The sequence below is a fragment of the Solibacillus isronensis genome, assembly GCF_023715405.1.
Taxonomy (GTDB): Bacteria; Bacillota; Bacilli; order Bacillales_A; family Planococcaceae; genus Solibacillus; species Solibacillus isronensis_B.
This window is the reverse complement of the sequence record NZ_JAMBOC010000003.1, coordinates 183,571-204,027: the sequence shown is the minus strand read 5'-3', so window position 1 is coordinate 204,027 and position 20,457 is coordinate 183,571. Positions and strand designations below refer to the sequence as shown.

The 20,457-nt window shown below is 41.8% G+C and carries 17 protein-coding genes; 7 read left to right on the top strand and 10 right to left on the bottom strand.

Annotated features, from left to right (window positions below; all coding sequences use genetic code 11):
* Window positions 1-7: 7 nt before the first annotated feature.
* Window positions 8-2,230, top strand: coding sequence for an RNA polymerase recycling motor HelD (helD, locus tag M3166_RS14750; RefSeq protein WP_251690625.1), 2,223 nt, complete (start codon window positions 8-10; stop codon window positions 2,228-2,230).
* Between the two features lie 118 nt (window positions 2,231-2,348).
* Here helD and M3166_RS14745 read toward each other — a convergent pair whose 3' ends face one another.
* On the bottom strand, window positions 2,349-3,224 hold the full coding sequence (locus M3166_RS14745; protein WP_251690624.1) for a GNAT family N-acetyltransferase: 876 nt from the start codon (window positions 3,222-3,224) through the stop codon (window positions 2,349-2,351).
* 310 nt (window positions 3,225-3,534) lie between these two features.
* Between M3166_RS14745 and M3166_RS14740 the strand changes: the two genes are divergently transcribed.
* Window positions 3,535-5,538, top strand: a complete 2,004-nt coding sequence (locus M3166_RS14740) for a sensor domain-containing protein (RefSeq protein ID WP_251690623.1) — start codon at window positions 3,535-3,537, stop codon at window positions 5,536-5,538.
* A 34-nt stretch (window positions 5,539-5,572) separates the two neighbouring features.
* Here M3166_RS14740 and M3166_RS14735 read toward each other — a convergent pair whose 3' ends face one another.
* Both M3166_RS14735 and M3166_RS14730 read right to left on the bottom strand, forming a co-directional pair.
* Window positions 5,573-6,058 carry a threonine/serine exporter family protein gene (locus M3166_RS14735; protein WP_079523805.1) on the bottom strand — a complete coding sequence of 162 codons (486 nt, stop codon included), beginning with the start codon at window positions 6,056-6,058 and terminating at the stop codon, window positions 5,573-5,575.
* 65 nt (window positions 6,059-6,123) lie between these two features.
* Window positions 6,124-6,870: a threonine/serine exporter family protein gene (locus M3166_RS14730; protein WP_251690622.1), complete on the bottom strand. Its 747-nt coding sequence runs from the start codon at window positions 6,868-6,870 to the stop codon at window positions 6,124-6,126.
* 175 nt (window positions 6,871-7,045) lie between these two features.
* Between M3166_RS14730 and M3166_RS14725 the strand changes: the two genes are divergently transcribed.
* Entirely contained in the window at window positions 7,046-8,437 is a 1,392-nt protein-coding gene (locus tag M3166_RS14725) for a polysaccharide deacetylase family protein (RefSeq protein ID WP_251690621.1), read from the top strand.
* A gap of 178 nt (window positions 8,438-8,615) precedes the next feature.
* Here M3166_RS14725 and M3166_RS14720 read toward each other — a convergent pair whose 3' ends face one another.
* Window positions 8,616-9,383 carry a LamB/YcsF family protein gene (locus M3166_RS14720; RefSeq protein ID WP_251690620.1) on the bottom strand — a complete coding sequence of 256 codons (768 nt, stop codon included), beginning with the start codon at window positions 9,381-9,383 and terminating at the stop codon, window positions 8,616-8,618.
* Between the two features lie 89 nt (window positions 9,384-9,472).
* On the opposite strand from M3166_RS14720, the gene pxpB reads away from it, so the two are divergent.
* From pxpB to M3166_RS14705, 3 genes are all read left to right on the top strand, one after another.
* The gene (pxpB, locus tag M3166_RS14715; protein ID WP_251690619.1) at window positions 9,473-10,174 is read left to right on the top strand and encodes a 5-oxoprolinase subunit PxpB; all 702 of its coding nucleotides are present in this window, start codon (window positions 9,473-9,475) and stop codon (window positions 10,172-10,174) included.
* Window positions 10,168-11,097: a biotin-dependent carboxyltransferase family protein gene (locus tag M3166_RS14710; RefSeq protein ID WP_251690618.1), complete on the top strand. Its 930-nt coding sequence runs from the start codon at window positions 10,168-10,170 to the stop codon at window positions 11,095-11,097. Before pxpB ends, M3166_RS14710 begins: the two co-directional genes overlap by 7 nt.
* Window positions 11,098-11,243: 146 nt before the next feature.
* Complete coding sequence (locus M3166_RS14705) at window positions 11,244-11,498, top strand: GlsB/YeaQ/YmgE family stress response membrane protein (protein WP_251690617.1); 255 nt, start codon at window positions 11,244-11,246, stop codon at window positions 11,496-11,498.
* Between the two features lie 190 nt (window positions 11,499-11,688).
* Here the strand turns inward: M3166_RS14705 and M3166_RS14700 are convergent, their stop codons facing one another.
* From M3166_RS14700 to M3166_RS14675, 6 genes are all read right to left on the bottom strand, one after another.
* A complete protein-coding gene (locus M3166_RS14700) occupies window positions 11,689-13,221 on the bottom strand; it encodes an MFS transporter (protein WP_251690616.1) in 1,533 nt (510 codons plus the stop codon).
* Between the two features lie 263 nt (window positions 13,222-13,484).
* A complete protein-coding gene (locus M3166_RS14695) occupies window positions 13,485-14,558 on the bottom strand; it encodes a Gfo/Idh/MocA family protein (RefSeq protein ID WP_251690615.1) in 1,074 nt (357 codons plus the stop codon).
* A 16-nt stretch (window positions 14,559-14,574) separates the two neighbouring features.
* On the bottom strand, window positions 14,575-15,450 hold the full coding sequence (locus M3166_RS14690) for a sugar phosphate isomerase/epimerase family protein (RefSeq protein ID WP_251690614.1): 876 nt from the start codon (window positions 15,448-15,450) through the stop codon (window positions 14,575-14,577).
* On the bottom strand, window positions 15,447-16,457 hold the full coding sequence (locus M3166_RS14685; RefSeq protein WP_251690613.1) for a Gfo/Idh/MocA family protein: 1,011 nt from the start codon (window positions 16,455-16,457) through the stop codon (window positions 15,447-15,449). Before M3166_RS14685 ends, M3166_RS14690 begins: the two co-directional genes overlap by 4 nt.
* 64 nt (window positions 16,458-16,521) lie before the next feature.
* The gene (locus tag M3166_RS14680) at window positions 16,522-17,682 is read right to left on the bottom strand and encodes a Gfo/Idh/MocA family protein (protein WP_251690612.1); all 1,161 of its coding nucleotides are present in this window, start codon (window positions 17,680-17,682) and stop codon (window positions 16,522-16,524) included.
* Window positions 17,683-17,704: 22 nt separating this feature from the next.
* On the bottom strand, window positions 17,705-18,556 hold the full coding sequence (locus tag M3166_RS14675) for an AraC family transcriptional regulator (protein WP_251690611.1): 852 nt from the start codon (window positions 18,554-18,556) through the stop codon (window positions 17,705-17,707).
* Between the two features lie 323 nt (window positions 18,557-18,879).
* Here M3166_RS14675 and M3166_RS14670 point away from each other — a divergent pair, with 323 nt between their 5' ends.
* On the top strand, window positions 18,880-20,082 hold the full coding sequence (locus M3166_RS14670; RefSeq protein ID WP_251690610.1) for an ROK family transcriptional regulator: 1,203 nt from the start codon (window positions 18,880-18,882) through the stop codon (window positions 20,080-20,082).
* The last annotated feature ends 375 nt before the right edge of the window (window positions 20,083-20,457 follow it).

The window sequence follows — 20,457 nt, the reverse complement described above, 5'->3', positions numbered from 1 at the left end:
AAATTTAATGACAGCTCAAGATTTTAAGCAGGAACAACAGCGTCTGCACGAAACAATCCATTATATGGACCAGATTTTAAATAGCTCGAAAAAAGATATTGAAACGGCACAGGAAAATATCCGTACCGCGATGGCCAATGTGGAATATTTGGACTCCAGTGACAGCTTCCTGAATATTTTAATGAATACACGTTTTTTCGAGCTTGCCCGTAATCAAAAAGAAGGGTTGGAAGCGATTCGGCAAAAACCGTATTTTGCACGAATCCATTTCCAACGTGAAAACGAAAATGAGGAGTTTCTTTATATCGGAAAGACTTCACTTTTCCATAGTGAGACCCATGAACCGATTATCGTTGACTGGCGCTCCCCTGTCGCAAACGTTTATTACGATGGCCGACTTGGTGATATTTCTTATGATGTCCGGGATGAAACACATTCCGGTCATTTGTTTGCCAAGCGCCAATATAAAATTGAAAACGGCGAGCTGATCAATTATCGGGACGTCGATTTAACAACAAATGATGAGCTCCTCCAGGAAGCACTCGAAGGAAAAGCCGATGTCCGGTTAACGGAAATTGTCTCCACTATCCAAAAAGAACAAAATGAAATTATTCGTGCACATCTGCGCCAGCCGATTCTTGTACAAGGTGCGGCAGGTTCAGGTAAAACAACAATTGCCCTCCACCGGATTTCGTATTTCCTTTATACGATGGGCGAGCATTTCAATCCAGAACAGTTGATGATTCTTGCACCAAACCGGTTATTTATCGATTATATTGCTGATGTATTACCGGAGCTTGGCGTCGATAAAATTTGCCAGACAACATATGCACAATATGTACTTGATGCACTGAACCTAAAATTAAAACTTCAAAATCCGAATGAACAACTCGAGCAGCTCATCGCAAACCCTTCCGTACAGCAAGAGTATGCCATGATTTCGAAAACAAAAGGCAGTCCATTTTACGAGCTCATGATGAACCGCTATATCGAGCACTATGAACAGCAACTTGCAGCATTGTTTGATGATGTATTCATTGAAAAATACCGCATTATGAAAGGCGAGCATTTACGAAAGCTGTTTTTGGTAGAATTTCATTATATGCCTGTAGAAAAGCGGCTTGAACGTATTAAAAAGGTTATTCAAACAGAGGTAAAGCGGAAAACCGCAGCTGTGCTCACGACATTGAATACGCGCTATGAAGATGCAATTGGCCGTGCGCTAAATGGCATGCGCGACGCAGAGAAACGCCGTCGTACAGTAACAAAACTGATTGATGAACGGGATGCCCGCGTTCCAAAAATTAGACAGGAAGCAAAATCCGTTGCAACAGTCTATATGAAAAAATTCCAGAAAGTAAAAGTGAAACAGATGTACCGTGAGCTTTTGACGAATCGTGAGTTATTAGGTGAAGTTGCACCTGAATGGCCGTTGGAAGAAGTGGCGCATTTTATAAAAGCACATCAGAAAGAACGTTGGGTACTGGAGGATTTGGCTGCCCTTTACTTTTTGCAGGCAAAGATCAAAGGTATTGATGAGAAGTGGAAAATGCGCGTCGTGTTTATCGATGAAGTACAGGATTACAGCTATTTTCAGCTTGCTGCACTAAAAGCGGGCCTTGAAACGGATATGTTTACAATGGTTGGCGATCTCGCTCAAGGAATCCATAGCTACCGGTCCCTGACAGAGTGGCAGCCTGTACTTTCTCTTTTCCCGCGCGCAACGTATGCAACACTTCAAAAAAGCTACCGAACAACAATTGAAATTATGGATGTTGCCAATGAAATCCTGATGCAGATGGATGAGGATTTACCTCTTGTTGAACCTGTTGTCCGTCATGGAAAAGAGCCTGAATTTATCGTCGCGGAAGAGTTTGATCCCGATATTATTCAAGAAGTGCTTGTAAAAATCCGCGCCAGTCAGCATCAGTCCATTGCACTCATTTGCAAAACAACAGGTGAAGCCGTTCAGTTAATCGGACAGCTTGAAAACTCGGATATCCCTGCACAGCTGCTCGACGAAAATTCAGCAATCGATCAGCAAAAACTTCTCGTCATCCCAAGTCACTTGGCAAAAGGGTTAGAGTTTGATGCGGTTATTCTTACGTCATTTGACACACCGTACGATGACAACCCTCTTGACCGGAAACTGCTATATGTAGCCTTAACCCGTGCCATGCATGAGCTTTATTTGATTGGCCCTTCGAAAGAGGCTTTTTTAATGAAGTGAACGAGGTATTAACTTAAAAGCACCAATCGCAGTCATTCAATGCGATTGGTGCTTTACTTTTGTGATGAACTAATCATAACCGTTCTTTTATCTTTGTAAGCACTTGAATCTACACGGCTTACAATCCAATATAAATGTAATAATCAAGCTGGGATGACTTCATAAAGCCGGCTTTTTCGTATACATGAAGGGCTGCCATATTTTCGACTTCCACATCAAGTAAAATTGTCTTGTCACCCGAACGTAGCGCATAATCTTTCACTAAATTTAATATTTGCGTGCCGATCCCTTGGCGTTGTCTCTTCGGAGAAACTGCAAATGCTGTAATCCACTGTACTTCTCCTTCTTTGCGGGTCGTCACTGTGCCTACGACTTCACCATCAATTTCGGCGGTCCACATTACTAGGCCTTCAGTCGTTGTATTAAACTCGATCAGTTCCAATGACTCTTCACGAATATCGCCAAAAGCATCACTGAAAACCGAGACAAGTGCTTCCGTGTCCTTTTGCATAAACGGGCGTAAAGTAACAGGTCCCTCTTTTTGCAGAACTTCTGCACGGGCTTCCAATGTTGCTTCAGAAAAGCTGTATAAATACCCGTTCTTTTGAAGAAATTCTTTGCCGTAATGCGAGCCTTCCACGATTAATGCAAGCTCCCCTTCACTTCCACGCATCCCCAATCCTTCTTTTAGCACGTTCAATATCGCCGTACCAATTCCAAGTTGACGATACATTGGTGCAACGATCATCGACCATTCATACGTATTTAATCCCATCAAATCGACTGCAGTACCCGCACCGACCAGCAAATTCTTTTCATCATCATATACAAGTACATAAAATCCCCGTATTTCATAGCTTTTCGCTATCGGTAAATTCATGACTTGATTTAATAGTACGCCATCACAAACGGCCGCTGTTTTACATAATTTCTGTACTTCTTCATATGTTTCTTCATCTAAAGGAAACGACACTGTTATTGCCGATAAATTCATTCTTTCTACTCCAATTCTAACTACTATAATTTCTTTATTTTAGTAAAGCTATCGAAGTAACGCAATACTCGCGCACGAATCCATTCAAATTTATCTTTCCATAAATAATATTTTCATTAAAAACAAAACAACTTCATGATACAATTTTTCTAGTAAAGGTGCATAAATTTAACTACTTATTACCCAATAATAAGGTATAATAATCCTATGCATGATTATTTTTTACAAATAAAAATTCATCTTAAATGACTAAACGATGTTATTTAATTATAATTGCAATATGAATTAATTAATTAAGGAGACTTAACTTATGACAAAAGAACAAATCTATTCTACTAGTACTGAGCCACTACTAGATACCCCTTTTCCTTCTTTTGTACTTTTACCTAATGGTACACTCGTTCATGGAAATCTCCGTCAATTAGACTACCCAACACAAGAGACAAAAGAACTAATCGGAAAGTCCATACACGACACGCTATTTTCAGAAGTAGGTGACGATGTCATTGAATCAATTTTAACAAGTTCAGTAGCGTTATGTTTGTACAACATTCCTCTTTCACTGAAAGGTCAATCTTCCAAAACTTGCACACTTTATACGAAGCCGACTGTCTTTGCAAATGAGCAAGCGATCTCTGTTCTTTGTATTCCAAATGAAGAAGTTCGTTTAATGGATGAAGAACAGCAGCATTTAGTCGACCTTAAAAACGGGATCCACCAATCATTCATGACCGTTACACTTGACCAGGACGGCTTTATTACTCAAACAAATCAGCCATTTTTAACAGCAAGCCGCTGGACACCAAAACGGGTCATCGGGAAAACATTGTGGCAATTATTCCCGCAGAATCCTGAATCTGAAAAAGCTGTCCTTGAAATTTGGAAAACCTTGCAAAACGGGCAAGTTTGGCAAGGTGAAGTTGAGAAATTGACAAAGGATGAGCAGCTTTACTGGGTACATTTAACGGCGATTCCGATGATGGGCCAAACATTTGAAAAGAACGAGTATTTGCTGATTGAACGGAATATTACAAAAGAGAAAAAGATTCAGTTCCAACTGGAGAAAATCGCATATATCGATACAGAAACAGGAATGATGAATGTCCACCGCCTGGAACAAATTATCGGAGAAATGATTGAAGAACAGCGTCATTTTTCATTCGTTTACTTAAGTATTGATAAGTTTTACACAATTAAGGATTTACATGATGGCGTAGCCGGAAATTCCCTTATCTTAGAATTTACAAAACGCATGAAAATGTATTTCCAAGATAGTACGATGGCTCGTATTAATGAAAGTGAATTTGTCGTAATTACACCATTACCAGAATGGTTTACACAAGGTTTCCTGAATTATTTACAGCAAAATCCAATCTACAGCGGTAACGTAGCAGTCCCACTTTCATTAAGCGGCGGTATTACACGCTTCCCGGAAGATCAAATGACATTCTCTCAATTAATGAAGGCATCATTGGCTACGATCGCTTCTGTACGCAGTGCGGGCGGTGACAGCATCGTCTCATTATCAAAATCTTCACATGCTGCGTTAAACCGCAGATCAATTGTTGAAAAGCGATTACTGCTTGCATTAGATCAGAAAAACCTGCATGTTCTCTACCAGCCTCAACTTGATTTAAGAAGCGGTAAAATCACAGCTGTCGAGGCATTAGTCCGTTGGGATGATGAAGAAATCGGCGCTGTATCACCTGATGAACTGATTCCTATCGCGGAAGAGACAGGTCTCATTAATAATATCGGTTCGTTTATGCTGGAAAAAGCATGTGAACAAGCGGTCCTATGGAAAAATGCGGGCCATGCGATCAAAGTTAGCATCAACTCTTCCGTGCGCGAGTTCCGTGATAAAAATATGGCCAAGTCCATTTTGGAAACACTTGAACGTACTGGATGTCCGGCAAATTTACTGCAAATCGAAATTACCGAAAAGTTTGCATTGGAAGCTGAAGCTGAAACAGGAATTATTAAGCAAATGCGGACACTTGAAAATGAAGGCATCGTCTTTGCGCTAGACGATTTCGGTACAGGTTACGGCTCGTTCCGTTACATGCAACTTCTGCCAATTTCAATTTTAAAAATTGACCAGACATTTATTCGCTCGCTGAAATCAGAAAAAAACCAGCAGCTCGTAAACGGTATGGTACAGCTAGGAAAATCAATGAATTTGACGGTTGTTGCGGAAGGTGTGGAAACAGAAGAACAAATGCAGATCCTGACAAGCATCGGCTGTGAGGTCATCCAAGGATACTTCGTAAGCAAACCAAGTTCTACAGAAGAAATTTCTTCTTTATTAGGATAAATAAAAGCTCGTAAGGCAACTGATGATCAGTGCTTTACGAGCTTCTCTTTTTCACTTTTGTAAAGGATTGAATCGAAGTTCTACCTTTTCTCATTATACGCAGGATAATCTGCATCATTACTTCCGCAAATACAAGTCCCATTGCAATCGCGCCGGAAATCATAAATGCCCGCATGCCATTTTCCAGACCTGCAATATAGTCGAGCTCCATCACATTGCGCATCGTACTGTATGCAATGCCTCCAGGTACAAGTGGAATAATTCCGGAAACACTAAATATGATCATCGGCATCCTAAACTTGCGTGCAAAGAAATATGCTACTAATGAAACGACAAATGCTCCAAGAAAGGATGCGCGGACATCATCCAGTCCGCTTTCGAACAGAACATAATATACTGCCCACCCTACAGCACCGACGAAACCACATGCCGGGATTGTTTTGATCGGGGCATTAAAAATGACACCAAAACATGCGGTCGCAATAAAACTAATAACGATTTGAGCTAAAACATGCTCCACCAACGAACGCTCCCCTCCAATCGATCATACCTTGGAATGATCGCACTCCGAATTGATCCAAAAACTTATAGCGAAAGCACAAGCGCAATACCTGAACCAATCGCAAACGCTGTTAAAAAGGCTTCGGCACCTTTTGCCATCCCTGCTGTGAAATGCCCTGCCATTAAATCGCGGACTGCATTCGTAATGAGCAGTCCCGGCACTAGTGGCATGACCGAACCGATAATTATTTTGTCTATTTCCGTACCAACATTAAAATGCACTGCGAGATATGCAACAGCACCCACTCCTACCGATGCTAAAAACTCTGAGAAAAATTTTACGCGGGTCATATTATGAAGAATCGTCACAATATAAAGACCGACACCCCCTGCAACAAAGGCTGCCGGGATATCCGAGATTGTTCCATTAAACAACAATAAGAAGGCACTGCTCGCTAAACATGCCGCCAAAACTTGAACGGAAATCGGAAGGAAATAATTTGTTTTTTCTATCTTCTTTAACTCGTCATACGCCTGCTCTAATGTTATCATTTGAGATGTAAGCTTACGTGAAACATTGTTTACAAGCACAATTCGATGTAAATCTGTAATTCGTGTTGGAATCGATGTAATTTGTGTAGGCTGTGTTTTACCTAGGGAGAAAATAATACCTGTTGGCGTAACATAGCTTTGTGCATTCATCATATTTTGAGAACGGGCCATCCTTAGCATCGTATCTTCCACTCGATACGTTTCAGCACCGCTTTCAATCATAATACGACCAGCGAGCAAAAAGCAGTCGAGCGCCAGTTCAGTATTTTCAGCATTCATTCAAGGGACCCCCTTCCACTTCTTAGCTCATATTACTTTAAGCAATCGGAAAATAACAGTCTTTTTTCGTGCAAATTATGCTGACAGAACTGCGTATTTCCTTAAAGTTTACAATGACCCTCATTCTGGTCAATATGAAATAGATTATCCCAATTAGAAAGGAACCCGATACATCATGACAAACCCTTACAGAAAACGGCGTGGTCCTTGGATTGATTTAACTCTTATTGGTGCTATCGGCTTTTTAGGTGCCATTATCGTTTTTTTAACTTTTTTAAGCGATGATCCGATTTTCCGGCCCAGCGACAAAACATCCGCTAAAGAGCATACCATTACGGAGGAAGCATCAAAATTCCCGGGAATAAAAATTGTTACAGATCGCTCTGATAACAAGAGATTGCCCTATACCGTTCAATATCCGCTAACGGAATACGAAACTTTTAATAACACGGTAACGACTTATATAGAACAATCAAAACAATATTACATAAGCATGATGCGCCTGCAGCAGGGTTCAAAGAAGTTAGCAGGCGACCTAACGATAACTGTTGAAACATTCGAGCATGATCATTATTACTCCTTTGTTTTAACAAATAAAATGATTTTAAATACCGAAGAGAAACAAACAACGATTCAAACGTTTCTAATTGATTATGAAACAGGCGATTTGATTGATATTCGTGATCTTTTAAATGAGGATTTAGAAAGTCTAAAAACTTTTGCAGCACATATCCAATCGGAATTGCTTAAAAATCCAGCTTATAAAGAGGATGTATTAGAAAAGAAGCTCGCATTCGCTACCGAGCCAAAATGGCGTTTATTTAAACGTTTTGCATTGAAAGATGACTCCCTATTCATTTACTTTAATGAAGGTGAAGTGGCAAAAACGGAAGCAGGTGTACCAGTAATTGAAATTCCGTTATCATTCATCAACCCGCTTTTAGCATCTGATTTCCAAATAGCGATGCAATCCGAAAGTACAATCATTCCTACTGATAAGGACTCATCAAAAAAACGGATTGCCCTTACATTTGATGACGGTCCGCACCCGGAAGTAACGAAACAGATTTTAGAGCTTCTGGAAAAGTATAATGCCAAGGCGACATTCTTTATGCTTGGAAGCCGCGCGCAATATTATCCGGGCTTAGTACGTGAAGTGCTTGATAGCGGTCATGAACTCGGTAATCATACGTGGTCGCATCCTGTTTTAACGAAAATGTCTCCTGCTGAAATTGAAAAGGAGTACAATTCCACAGAGGAAGCGATTATTCATGCAACCGGCGAACATTCAACTGTTTTCCGCCCACCTTATGGGGCGATTAATGAGGAGATTCGTAACGCAATACCATGTAAATCGGTCAACTGGACGATTGATACTCTCGACTGGAAATACCGCGATTCAGAAAAGCTGTTCCCGATGGTGAAAAAAGCATTGCATAATAACGCGATCGTGTTAATGCATGATATCCACCAATCTACAGCAGATGGACTGGAGCCTGTCCTTGCCTACTTACAAAAGGAGGGCTATGAATTTATAACGGTTTCTGAAATTTTACCGTATCATTAAAAGTAACTTTAAAAAAGAGTGGTGGTTTATAATCGCCACTCTTTTTGCGTTAATCCTCAGATGCCTGTACTTATTCCTCAATTGAGGGTAATTAATCCTCACTTTCATCGGGATAATCCTCAGATGCTTGCACTTAATCCTCACTTGAGGTCAATTAATCCTCACTTACCATTAGACCTCACTCAAACGCTCGAAATGCCTGAACTTTTACCCCCTGCTGTTCCAGTTCCTGACGTGCGCGTTTTGCGAATTGCACCGCATGCTCCTCGTCTCCATGCACACAAATACTATGTGCCTGCAGTGCTACTTTCGTTTGCTGAACAGAGGTTACTGTCCCCTCTTTCACCATTTCAATAATTTGTGCAATCGCCTTTGCTTCGTCTGTTATAAGTGCATTTGGCATAGTGCGTGATGTTAATGTACCATCCGCCTGATATGTACGGTCCGCAAATACTTCATGGACTGTATGTAAGCCGTATTTTTCACCGGCAGCAGTTAATTGACTTGATGCCAAACCATATAAAAGAAGCTCCGGTGATATATCATAAACGGCCTTTGCGATGGCATCGGCAAGCTCCTCATTTACCGCCGCCATATTATAAAGTGCTCCATGTGGCTTCACATGCTGCATCATCACGCCTTTTGCCGTCAAAAACCCTTGCAGTGCACCGATTTGATAAACAATTAGATCATATGCTTCCTGCCATAAGATGTTCATTTCCCGCCGCCCGAAACCGTTTAAATCAGGCAATCCTGGATGGGCACCGATCTGCACATTATTCTTAATCGCAAGCTCCACCGTTTCGCGCATGACTGACGGGTCCCCTGCATGAAATCCGCACGCGATATTGGCGGACGTAACATAACGAAGAATCTCCTCTTGCTCCCCCAGCTTATAGCGCCCAAAGCTTTCTCCTAAATCACAGTTAATATCTACTCGAAACATAATGTCTCCCCCAACTTTGGAATTATCTGAATGTTATGCTATTATCATGCCATACATAATGATTCATTCCAATAATGAGGTGACATTTCATGCCGGCACTGCAATTCAAACAACTTAGCGACAAGGCACTGTTCGTTCAGTTCAGTATGACGATTAACGAACAAACCCACCAGCAAATCCAGCAAGCCATTGCAATTTTACAGGAGCAGCCATTCCCGGGGCTAATCGAAATTGTGCCTAGCTATACAAACTTCTGTGTGTATTACGATCCTTTTACAGTGCAGAAATATTTGCAGCAGACCCAAACAACAACGAGTGCTGAAAAGGTTCAGCAATATATTAAAACCTTGCTTGAGCACCAACAGAAGGAAGTTCCCCAAGAAAGTCGGTTAATAGAGATTCCCGTGCTATACGGTGGTGAATATGGACCTGATTTAAAGGAGGTTGCGAACATCAATGGCTTAACACCAGCAGAAGTGATTGCAATCCACACATCCAAGGAATATCTCGTCCACATGCTCGGCTTTGCGCCGGGTTTTCCGTTTTTAGGTGGAATGGATCAACACATTGCAACACCGCGCCGTGCTACACCAAGACTTGAGATTGCGGCCGGTTCCGTCGGTATTGCAGGTGAGCAAACGGGCATTTACCCACTCTCAACACCAGGAGGCTGGCAAATAATCGGCCGTACGACGAAACGATTATTTTTACCGGAACAAAATCCGCCAACATTACTGCGAGCCGGTGACCGCATACGCTTTGTCGAGGTTAAGGAGGATACTTCATGCTAAACGTTATTAAACCCGGGTTGTTCAGCACCGTTCAAGATGCAGGTCGTATCGGTTACCAGCAATACGGTGTTATTGTAAGTGGTGCCATGGATGCTGTCGCTTTCCGCATCGGCAATGCCCTGCTTAAACAGCAAAATAAAGCAGCAATTGAAATGACGTTACTTGGTGGTTCATATGAGTTTGAGAAAAAGACTGCGATTGTACTGGCAGGCGGGAAAATGCACGCAACAGTTAACGATAACCAGGTTCCGATGTATAAAGTAATTCCCATCAATAGAGGAGATGTATTAAAATGCGGTGCCATTCGAAAAGGTGCAAGAAGCTATTTATGTATTGCGGGCGGCTTTTCTGTTGATGAAATACTCGGCAGCCGCAGCACTTATTTAAAAGCTGGCTTAGGTGGTTTTCATGGACGACCGCTTCAAGCAAGTGATTCGATTCCTTATGAAAAATCGACCATTCCATATCATACATATCAAATCAAAGTAGATCCATTTTATGAGCGAAAACCTATTCGCCTATTAAAAGGGACCGAGTGGCATGAATTCAGCCCTCAAATGCAACAACACTTCATCGAACAGCACTATACAATTTCACTTGAAGCCGACCGCATGGGCTACCGGCTGGAAGGGCAAAGCGCGATTTCATTGGAAAAACCGTTTAATTTGCTTTCTGAAGCCGTTACTATCGGGACGATTCAGCTTCCTCCAAGCGGACAGCCCATTTTGCTGATGGCGGACCGACAAACAGCGGGCGGCTATCCGAAAATCGCACAAATTATTACGGCCGATTTGCACCGTGTTGCACAGCTCATCCCAAAACAGCCTCTTCATTTCGAATTGGTCACACTTGAGCAAGCAGAACGGGCTTATTTTCAGCTGGAACAACAGCTGCGGTTGTTGGAAACTCTTTTGAGAAACTAGACATTTCACAAAAATTCTTGAGTACCATCCACAATCTCCATTAAAATTTTCACAACTTTTTTTCTTATAAATGTTTGAAAGAGGTCAATAAAGGTTATAAAACACTATCGCGAAATAGTTAAAATAAAAAATAGGAGATGGAAATTATGAGTTTTATTTGGTTCTTAATAATTGGCGGGGTTATCGGTTGGCTAGCAGGAGCAATTTTAGGTAAAGATGTCCCAGGTGGAATTATCGGTAATATTATCGCAGGTATTGTTGGTGCATGGATTGGTGGTATGCTTCTAGGAAGTTGGGGACCTAAAGTTTCTGATTTCTATATCGTCCCAGCTATCATAGGTGCAATTATACTTGTGTTCATTGTAAGCTTTATTATGAAATCAATGCGTAGAGCTTCGTAAGCTAAATAATCGTTTAGTTTATATTTTAACGGTAAAGTGAACTCTATGTAAGCAACTAAAAGCGGTCCTCCACAATTTGATTTGGGGAGAACCGCTTTTGCTTTGTCCTTAATTTATATCCATTTTTTACAGTTAATTACTTTAATTTTCTGAAAACAACATTCCCATTCTAGATAGGACTGTGTAGTTTTCACTTCGGATTTAGAATAGTGTTCAGCATATCTTCACTTTCACCTACTAGTTCCGCAGATGGTTCACTCATTCTTTTTTCTTCAGCTTTTTCCTTAGCTTCAGCAATTGAAGTCTGGATTTCAGCCATTTTCTTGCTATCCAAATGATAGAACTTCATTGCGATTAAAGAAGCAATCCACCCAAGAACCGGAATTCCAAATGCCAGGAAGATAGTCATTCCATATAAGGAAGTTGTTAACGTATCTCCAATTTCAGGGAAAGTTTCTTTATAGCCGATCAATGCTACCGCAAAACCGACAAGAGCCGGAGCCAGCGACGAAATCAATTTATCGACGAAGGAGAACAGTGTTCCGATCATCCCCGGCACATAGCGGCCAGATTTAAATGTTTCATAGTCGGATATATCGGCAATCATCGGATTAACTAAGGCAGATGGCAACGCTCCGAAGCCCATTCCCAATGTGTACAAGACAATAAAACCGATTGTGGCAAGACCCATATCGCTAAGTGAAATTGTTGTTGGATCAATCGTGAAGAGGAAAGCCACCAACATCCCAAACGCTAAGAGACCGATCCAAGTTGATATGACAAAAGCTTTTTTCAAATCTGTTTTGCGTGCATACCATACTCCCGCAAAAGTGATGAGCAGCGTCGGTACAATGATAATCATTGAGATCGTTCCGCTTAAACTGTAATCCCCCAGTAATATTCCAAATAACATAACTACAACAACTGCATGGCGCAAGACGCTTAACGTTAATTTATCACTGGAAGCTGCAATGATAAGCATTTGCAACGGTCGATTTCCTTTTAAAATCGGCCAATAATCTCGAAACTTCGTCTGTACTGTTAAATCTGCGAGGCCATAAAATTCTTTCTGATCTTTGCTCGCGATGCCTATGACAGCCAGCACTGTAAATATAAAACCGGCGAGTATGGCATAAGTATTCAACTCATGGAATAAAGCCATTGTAAATCCACCATGCTTGATTACTAAGTAGGAGGCTATAAATACTTGTCCACCGGTGAACAATATCGTGTTGTTGACACCGTCAAATACTGCAAAGAGCGGACGTTGTTTCGGATCGTTCGTCAGCACCGTCTGAGCCGCTTTTGTACAAGCTGTCTGCATCGTATACCCGACGACATAAATTGCATAGACTAAGATAAAAAATACCAATTGGAGTGACTCCGGCAAAAGATGCGTGACATTGTACATAATCAAAATAGATCCCGCTAAAATGATATTCCCTATAACCATCATCGGACGGAATTTACCGAATTTTGATTCTGTCTTATCGATGATAAAGCCGATAATCGGATCTGTTATCCCATCAAATACGCGCATCAATGTCAAAATGGTGCTGACAGCCACAACTGTCAATCCAACAATGCCTGTAGCGTAATAAGTGACAAACGCTAAAATGAACATATACAAATTGGTTGCCGTGTTATTTAGTGTGAAAAATCCAATCTGCCAAATTTTTGCTTTATGGTACGTATGGTCTTCGTTGAGTGCTGCAGCTTTCATTGAATCTCCTCTTTTCTACCATAAGAATTTTTTGTTGCTTCTCTTTCGATTCAAATATTTGATGAAGGCGCTTTCAATATTTTCTTGAAATTTTTGTGCTTACTATAAGATTGATGTGGAAACACTATTTGTTTAGTCAACAAACTAAAAGTAAGCACAAAATCAATCAGATTTTTCAATACTCAGAAAACTTGATTTAAAAGCCGTTTCACTTTCCAGTATATTAAACAGCTAGCGGAACGGCTTCCTTATTGCTTTGTTACTTACCGCGAGACGACGACAGCCTGTTCCTGTGCGACTAGGCAAAGCTCAGCTGCCTTGAATGCATGCTCTTGCGTCATAGCATTCTCAGTGCGATTGATACAGTCTTTGATGAATTCCCCGAAAAACGGATAGCCCACAGTCCCTGAAAGACTGTAATGCTTTTCGCCATCCTTGTTAACAAGATATAAGTGATCACCCGTTTCTTCACGCGCCACATCCAGATATTTGCGAATTTCGATGGTACCTTCTGTTCCGGTGATGAAAGTGCGGCCATCACCCCATGTCCGCAATCCGTCAGGCGTAAACCAATCGACTTTGAAAATTTGAGTGGCACCATTATCTCCAAGCAGCGTGGCATCTCCGTAATCCTCGAGCCCAGGATAGTCCGGATTATTGTAATTGCCGACTTTACTGTGCAGAACCTCCGCATCTTTACAGCCAGCATAATATAAAAATTGTTCAATCTGATGGCTGCCGATATCACAAAGGATTCCGCCGTACTGCTCTTTATCAAAAAACCAGTCCGGACGGCTTTCTGCATTCAAACGGTGTGGTCCGAAACCGGTCACTTGAATAACTCGGCCGATTGCACCGTCCTTAATAAGCTGTCCTGCAAAAACCGCACCTTCAACATGAAGACGTTCGCTGAAATAAACCATGTACTTCTTCCCGGTCTTTTTAACGACACGCTTCGTCTCCTCCAATTGGGCCATCGTGGTGAATGGTGTTTTATCCGTAAAATAATCTTTTCCGGATTCCATTACCCGGTTTCCAAGTGCACTGCGCTGCGAAGGAATGGCAGCTGCGGCGACCAGTTTCACTTCATGGTCGTCCAGAATCTGATCGAGCGATTCTGCTATTGCCACTTGTGGGAATTTCTCGACGAATTCTTCCACTTTTTTTGAGTCCGGATCATAAACCCATTTCAATGTCGCGCCTGCCTCCAGTAAGCCGTTGACCATTCCATAGATATGGCCATGATCAAGAGCGGCAGCCGCAATCGAAAATTCACCTTCCTTCACTACAGGATTCGGTTTTCCTTTCGGCGCATATGTCATTCCGTCTTTACTCATTTATTTCGACCTCCTGTCATTTAACCGTTGCCTCGAACCAGTCGGCATATCCGAGTTTACGTAAATTCTGCGCTGAAATTTCCAGACATTCGAACGGGTCGCGACCGTACGTATCATCCTGTTCCACTAGGAAATACTTTGCGCCGCTTGCAAGCCCTGCATCAATGACTGCCGGGATATTCATATTCCCTTCACCGACTTCCGCAAATTCAATTAAATTTGTAAATTTATTGAAGAACTTTGGCATATCCTTGAAATCTTCCTCATTCAAGTCTAATTGGCCAATGCGGTAGTCCTTTAGATGTAATAAAGAAATCCGGTCCTTATACTGAGTGATAATATCAACCGGATTTTCACCAGCGCGCTGAATCCAATGAATATCCAACTCGAAACCAAGCTTGGACGTATTGTTTTTAATCAAATCAAGAAGGTACTCACCATCAAATTTTTGGAACTCGACATGATGCGTGTGGTAGTATAGTTCGATTCCCTGTTCTGCCAGGCTATGCGCCATGCCTTCCGCTTTTGAGATAAACTGCATGATTTTGTCTTTGTTGCCCATAATCGTCAGCGGCAGCATGCCGATGCGGAGGAAATTACAGTCCAGTGTTTTGCAATCCTGAACAATTTTATTAAAGTCATCCGTCAATGTTTCGCCTGGCATTCCTGGCATTATCGGGTCCAGCGAAGCTGATAAAGCTGCTATTTCGATATTGAAATCCTGGCTGGCTCTTTTCAGCTCAGAGACATTATTTTCAGTCATTGGGATTTGCGAGACTTCCACTGCGCGATATCCCAGTTCATTAATTTTTCTCATCGTTTCGTAAACGCCGATTTCCTCGACTTTATCTTTCAGCATCATCATTTGTACGCCGATTTTCCCTTTTTTCATTGATATACCCCCATTGCAATCTGTTTTCTGCTAATGCTTGACTGACGGATGGCATCAATCATTTCCATTGATACTTGCGCATCTTTTGCTTTAATATAACCATCGGTATTGTGCCGGATGCATTCATAAAACTCATTGATCAATTTCACATGACTTGCGCCGTAATAAAATTTCATGCCCGGCAATTTCCGATCTTCTTCTAACTTCAGTTTCGTTCCGTCCACTAGTGTCTCGGTCAAAATGCTATCTTTAATTGTGAATTTACCTTTTTCAAATAGCAATTCGAGTTCCACTGATGAATTCTCCGCATTGGCATTCGTCGCAAATAATAGACCCTTCGCTCCATTTATAAATTCGATGCGGGCCGTTGCCGTATCTTCTACATCCAATCCATAATCCAGCAATTCATCGATGGAACCTTTGATTGTCTTAATTTCTCCACCGAACAATTGCATCAGATCTATCGTGTGAAGCGCCTGATTGATCATCACACCGCCACCCGCATACTTCATTTGGCCACGCCAAGGCTTGATGTCGTAATACTCTTTCGGACGGAACCAGGCGACAAGTCCTTTTATACCTAGAATCTTTCCATATTCCCCGCTTGCTGAAATCTCCAGCAGCTTTATAACTGTCTCATTCCTCCGGTTTTGTAGTGAAATCCCGATTTTGATATTTGGATTCAACGCTTCCAATTCAACCAACGATTTGCCTTCATTCGCATCCAGCGCCAACGGCTTTTCCTGAAAGACATGGATACCTTTTTCAACACATGCTTTTGTTGCCGTGTAATGAAGATGATGTGGCAGGCAAATATGGACGCAGTCTAGAGTTTCTTTTTCTAACATCTTATGGTAATCGGTGTAAAACACTGGCCCTTCGACTGTGCCTTCCATCTCCGGGTCGATATCACAAACTGCGGCAAGCTCGACATAGGGGTTGCTTTGAATGGCTGGAATATGTATTTTTGAAATATCTCCCAATCCGATGACTCCTATTTTCAGCATATGGATTCCCCCCTCTTTAAAAAAACAAATCAACACCGGCAATGGTGATGAGTTGTTTTTATTATTATTTTTGGATTAACAAGCTCTTTTCTTCTTCTATTTTTTTCGATAATTCAGCGAAGTACAGATTTTCATCTACCGGTAATTCAACTTCTTTGCCGAGCCAGCTTGATAGATGAATTGCGTTGGCTAATGCCACTCCATAGATTCCGTCGCTTCCTGGTGCGAGAAGTGGTGTACCATCCAGGACATTGTCCGCGAAATTTTTGAGTACGCTTGTGTGCTGTACTCCCCATTCGTCTTTGAATTCCAGCACTTCTTCATCATAGATGTCGTCTGCGCCACCCCCCATGAAAATTTTCATAACGTCCTGCATGTCCATGCTCGCACTCATTTCAGCTTCCGGACGTTTCAAACGTTTGATGGTCACTTTTTTGCTGTCGTCAACAATGATTTTTCCTTTGTCGCCGTGGATTTCAAAACGGTCCGTTCCCATGATGTCGTGAGTTGCTGTGATGAAGACGCCTGTTGCGCCATTGCCGTAATCGAACATTGCCGTCACTTCGTCTTCCACCGCGATGTTTCGTTGATAGCCGTATTTGACATTGGAATAGACTTTTTTCGGCATACCGGCGATCCATTGCATCAGATCCAGCTGATGCGGAGCCTGATTTACAAGCACACCGCCGCCTTCACCTTCCCAAGTTGCTCTCCAAGCGCTTTGATCATAATAGCCCTGAGGACGCCACCAAGTCGTGATAATCCAATTTGTGCGGCGGATGCTTCCAATCTCATCGTTATCGATGATTTCTTTAACTTTCTGATACAGTTCATTGGCGCGCTGATTGAACATGATGCCGAATGTCAGCTCTGGTTTAGTTGCTGCAAAATCATTTAGTTCCTTCACTTGTTTCGTGTAGACGCCAGCTGGTTTTTCCAATAAAGAATGAATGTCTCTCTTCAGCGCCTGGATCCCCATTTCAGGATGCAGGTAGTGCGGGACACAAGTGATGATAGCATCGACATTGCCGCTCTCCATCATGTCAATGTAGTCTTCATAGAACGGCACAGACGGATATTTTTCAGCCGCCAGTTCTTTTTTCGCCGAATCGATATCGCAGATTGCCCCGATTTCCATATTCGGTACTCTGCCCTCAGCGATAAAGCCTGCATAAGCGCCCCCTTGAGCTCCCAAACCGATAATTCCTAATCTCACTTTTTTCATATTCATTCTCCTCCCACGTATTTTATTCTCGATTTCGGTAAGCTTTTGCTGTCATCCCGACTTTTTCACGGAAATAACGGCTAAAATGAGAAATGCTTTCGAAACCGCTTTCATGCGCAATATTTTTTAAGGTCTTCTCAGGTTCGTTTTCCAACAATTGTTTGACTCGGTTCAAACGGCAACCCATCACATATTCCATGATTGTGAAGCCGGTCATCTCTTTGAAGACATGTGAAGTATACGATTTACTTAAGTTCAATGCATTCGCAATCGACTCAATCGACAATTTCATCTGGAAATTTCCTTGTATGAAAGAAGCGATATTCTCAGCATGCATTTCTTTTTCAGCTTTTTTGCTTGGAATTTTCAAGGAATGGACTTGGCCAAGCTGATTGACGGCAACCAGAATCTGCAGAAGCAGGATTTTCGTGTTTGCTTCTTTTCCGACACCTGTAAAGTCATTATTCCGTTGCACTTCTTCAAGGCGCTGTACCAGTTTTTCCAACTCTTTTGATTCTTCGTTCTCTTGTGTACGGATCAGGCAGTAATGCAATTTTTCGAAGACGGCCAGCAAATGCAAACCGTCCACTGCCTCTAAAGCCTTTTCCATCCATTGCGGTGAAAAATGGATTGTGCTGCGAACATACTCGCTGTCCGGCGATATATTCGGTTTGTGTAGAGCCATGCCATCCATTAACAGAATATCTCCTGGCTCAAGATCATAAATCTGGTCGTGAATCAAATAACGGCATGATCCGGCATGGAAAAAATAAATCTCATATTCTTGATGGGAATGGTAATCGATATAATCCCAGTATGTTTCCATCTTGTAATGCACCATAAGCGGCTGTTCTATTACTAATTTACCTTTCATATGAATCTACCCCCATTTTATATGATTCTCAGATAATTTCATTAGCTGAAAGTGCTTACATTGTTCATTAAATTATCTGAGAGTGCTTTATTAAAAGATTATTCAGATAATTATTTCAAAGCTTCCCTATTTTGTACAGTGCTTCCTTTTAAAAAACCGGATTGTCATTCGAAACTCCCTTATTTCGCTCGAAAATGTAATTTTTATAGGTGATGCCCTAACCTTAGCAAGCCTTTGTGGTATCCTTTAGTTATAGATAACTTCGACTGCAGTCACGGCCAAAAAGGCTTGGGCAAAATGATTAAGCAATGGAGGAAAATGATATGGTTACGGTAGACGGATCTTATATAAAACAGATAAACAGAGGTTTGATTCTGCAGCAAATCATCGAACATGGCATGATTTCCAGAGCCGACCTGTCAAAAAAGGTTGGCTTGAACAAAGCCACAATATCCGTGCAGGTAGCAGATCTGCTAGATGAAGAGCTGATTTATGAAATGCATCAGGAGCACCATAATGTAGGGAGACGTCCCGTCATGCTGTCATTAAACCGTCAAAATGGTTTTGCACTAGGCATCGATCTGGATCATAAGAATATCACATATATTCTTTCCGACTTACTCGGCTATCCTGTACATACTGAAATTATTCCGTTGGAGACTTCAAATTACGAAACCGTTGTGGAACTACTGGCTACGCAAATCATTAAATTTCAGGCTCAATGTTCGGACAGCCGCTACGGTTTAATCGGCGCAGTCATCGGCGTTCATGGCACTGTGGGAAAAAACGAGAAAGCTTTTTTTGTCCCTCAGCACCAATGGCGTGACAAGGACCTGAAAGTCGATCTCGAAAAAGAAACCGGTGTATCCGTGCTAATCGAGAACAATGCCAATGCATCGGCTTTTGCTGAAAAAGTCTTTAAATCCCAGGACAGCGAAAACCTTTTGTCTATTTCTATGTATTCTGGCATGGGACTTGGTATCATCATGGAAGGCGAACTTTTGAAAGGCTATAACGGATTTGCTGGCGAAATGGGCCATATGATTGTTGTTCCAGACGGTAAGCTCTGCACTTGCGGCAATAAAGGCTGCTGGGAAATGTATGCTTCAGAAGCAAGGTTCCTGCAGGATCTCGCCACTCTCAAAAACAAGAGCAATCTCAGTTACGAAGATGTGGAAAGCTGGCTTGCAGCTAAAGATCCGGTTATAATCCGAAAAATTAATGAATTCTTTAAATTTCTGGCAATTGGATTGAATAATATTATCAATCTTTATAACCCCGAAACAATTGTACTCAATAGCCAGGTGCTGAAAATGTATCCCGGCGCCATCGATCGCATTAAAAGCCTGTTGAAGTCTTCGGTCAGCCAGTACCGTGAATTGAAGCTTTCGGATCTTGGCAAAGATGCATGTGCGATGGGAGCATGTGCCCTTGCCATCAAGAGCTTTCTGAAAGTTCCCGAGCTGCGCTTAGATTTATCAAAAAATCATCTACCTGCAGATGATTGTGCGGGAACGATCATCTAAAAGAAGCGGCTGGGACATAGCCCAAAAATGCTATTTTTCTCTTTGAGAAAAATAGCATTTTTTTGCTGTTCGTTAAAAATTGATTTCCATTCCGGGACGCTTTCCACGAGCACGGCCTGAGCCTGTAGTCTCAGGCGTCGTGCTGTTTCCGTAGGAGTCGCCCTTCATTCCAATCAATTTTATAAAATATCTGTTTCTTAATAAGGTTTTTCCTCTTATTCAACAGTACTTCTTTTATGTCCCAGCCTATTCTCGTTGGTTATGAAACTTTCTCCATTATATGGAACCGTAACTTGCTCTTTTATACGGAAGAACTGCTGAGCGTTGTAATAGCAGATATTCGGGTAAGCATTTAAAAAGAGGTGTTCTTGATGC

Coding starts and splice junctions, on each gene's coding strand:
- helD (WP_251690625.1), top strand. CDS start 8: ATGACAGCTCAAGATTTTAAGCAGGAACAACAGCGTCTGCACGAAACA.
- M3166_RS14745 (WP_251690624.1), bottom strand. CDS start 3,224: ATGAATTTATCGGCAATAACAGTGTCGTTTCCTTTAGATGAAGAAACA.
- M3166_RS14740 (WP_251690623.1), top strand. CDS start 3,535: ATGACAAAAGAACAAATCTATTCTACTAGTACTGAGCCACTACTAGAT.
- M3166_RS14730 (WP_251690622.1), bottom strand. CDS start 6,870: ATGAATGCTGAAAATACTGAACTGGCGCTCGACTGCTTTTTGCTCGCT.
- M3166_RS14725 (WP_251690621.1), top strand. CDS start 7,046: ATGACAAACCCTTACAGAAAACGGCGTGGTCCTTGGATTGATTTAACT.
- M3166_RS14720 (WP_251690620.1), bottom strand. CDS start 9,383: ATGTTTCGAGTAGATATTAACTGTGATTTAGGAGAAAGCTTTGGGCGC.
- pxpB (WP_251690619.1), top strand. CDS start 9,473: ATGCCGGCACTGCAATTCAAACAACTTAGCGACAAGGCACTGTTCGTT.
- M3166_RS14710 (WP_251690618.1), top strand. CDS start 10,168: ATGCTAAACGTTATTAAACCCGGGTTGTTCAGCACCGTTCAAGATGCA.
- M3166_RS14705 (WP_251690617.1), top strand. CDS start 11,244: ATGAGTTTTATTTGGTTCTTAATAATTGGCGGGGTTATCGGTTGGCTA.
- M3166_RS14700 (WP_251690616.1), bottom strand. CDS start 13,221: ATGAAAGCTGCAGCACTCAACGAAGACCATACGTACCATAAAGCAAAA.
- M3166_RS14695 (WP_251690615.1), bottom strand. CDS start 14,558: ATGAGTAAAGACGGAATGACATATGCGCCGAAAGGAAAACCGAATCCT.
- M3166_RS14690 (WP_251690614.1), bottom strand. CDS start 15,450: ATGAAAAAAGGGAAAATCGGCGTACAAATGATGATGCTGAAAGATAAA.
- M3166_RS14685 (WP_251690613.1), bottom strand. CDS start 16,457: ATGCTGAAAATAGGAGTCATCGGATTGGGAGATATTTCAAAAATACAT.
- M3166_RS14680 (WP_251690612.1), bottom strand. CDS start 17,682: ATGAAAAAAGTGAGATTAGGAATTATCGGTTTGGGAGCTCAAGGGGGC.
- M3166_RS14675 (WP_251690611.1), bottom strand. CDS start 18,556: ATGAAAGGTAAATTAGTAATAGAACAGCCGCTTATGGTGCATTACAAG.
- M3166_RS14670 (WP_251690610.1), top strand. CDS start 18,880: ATGGTTACGGTAGACGGATCTTATATAAAACAGATAAACAGAGGTTTG.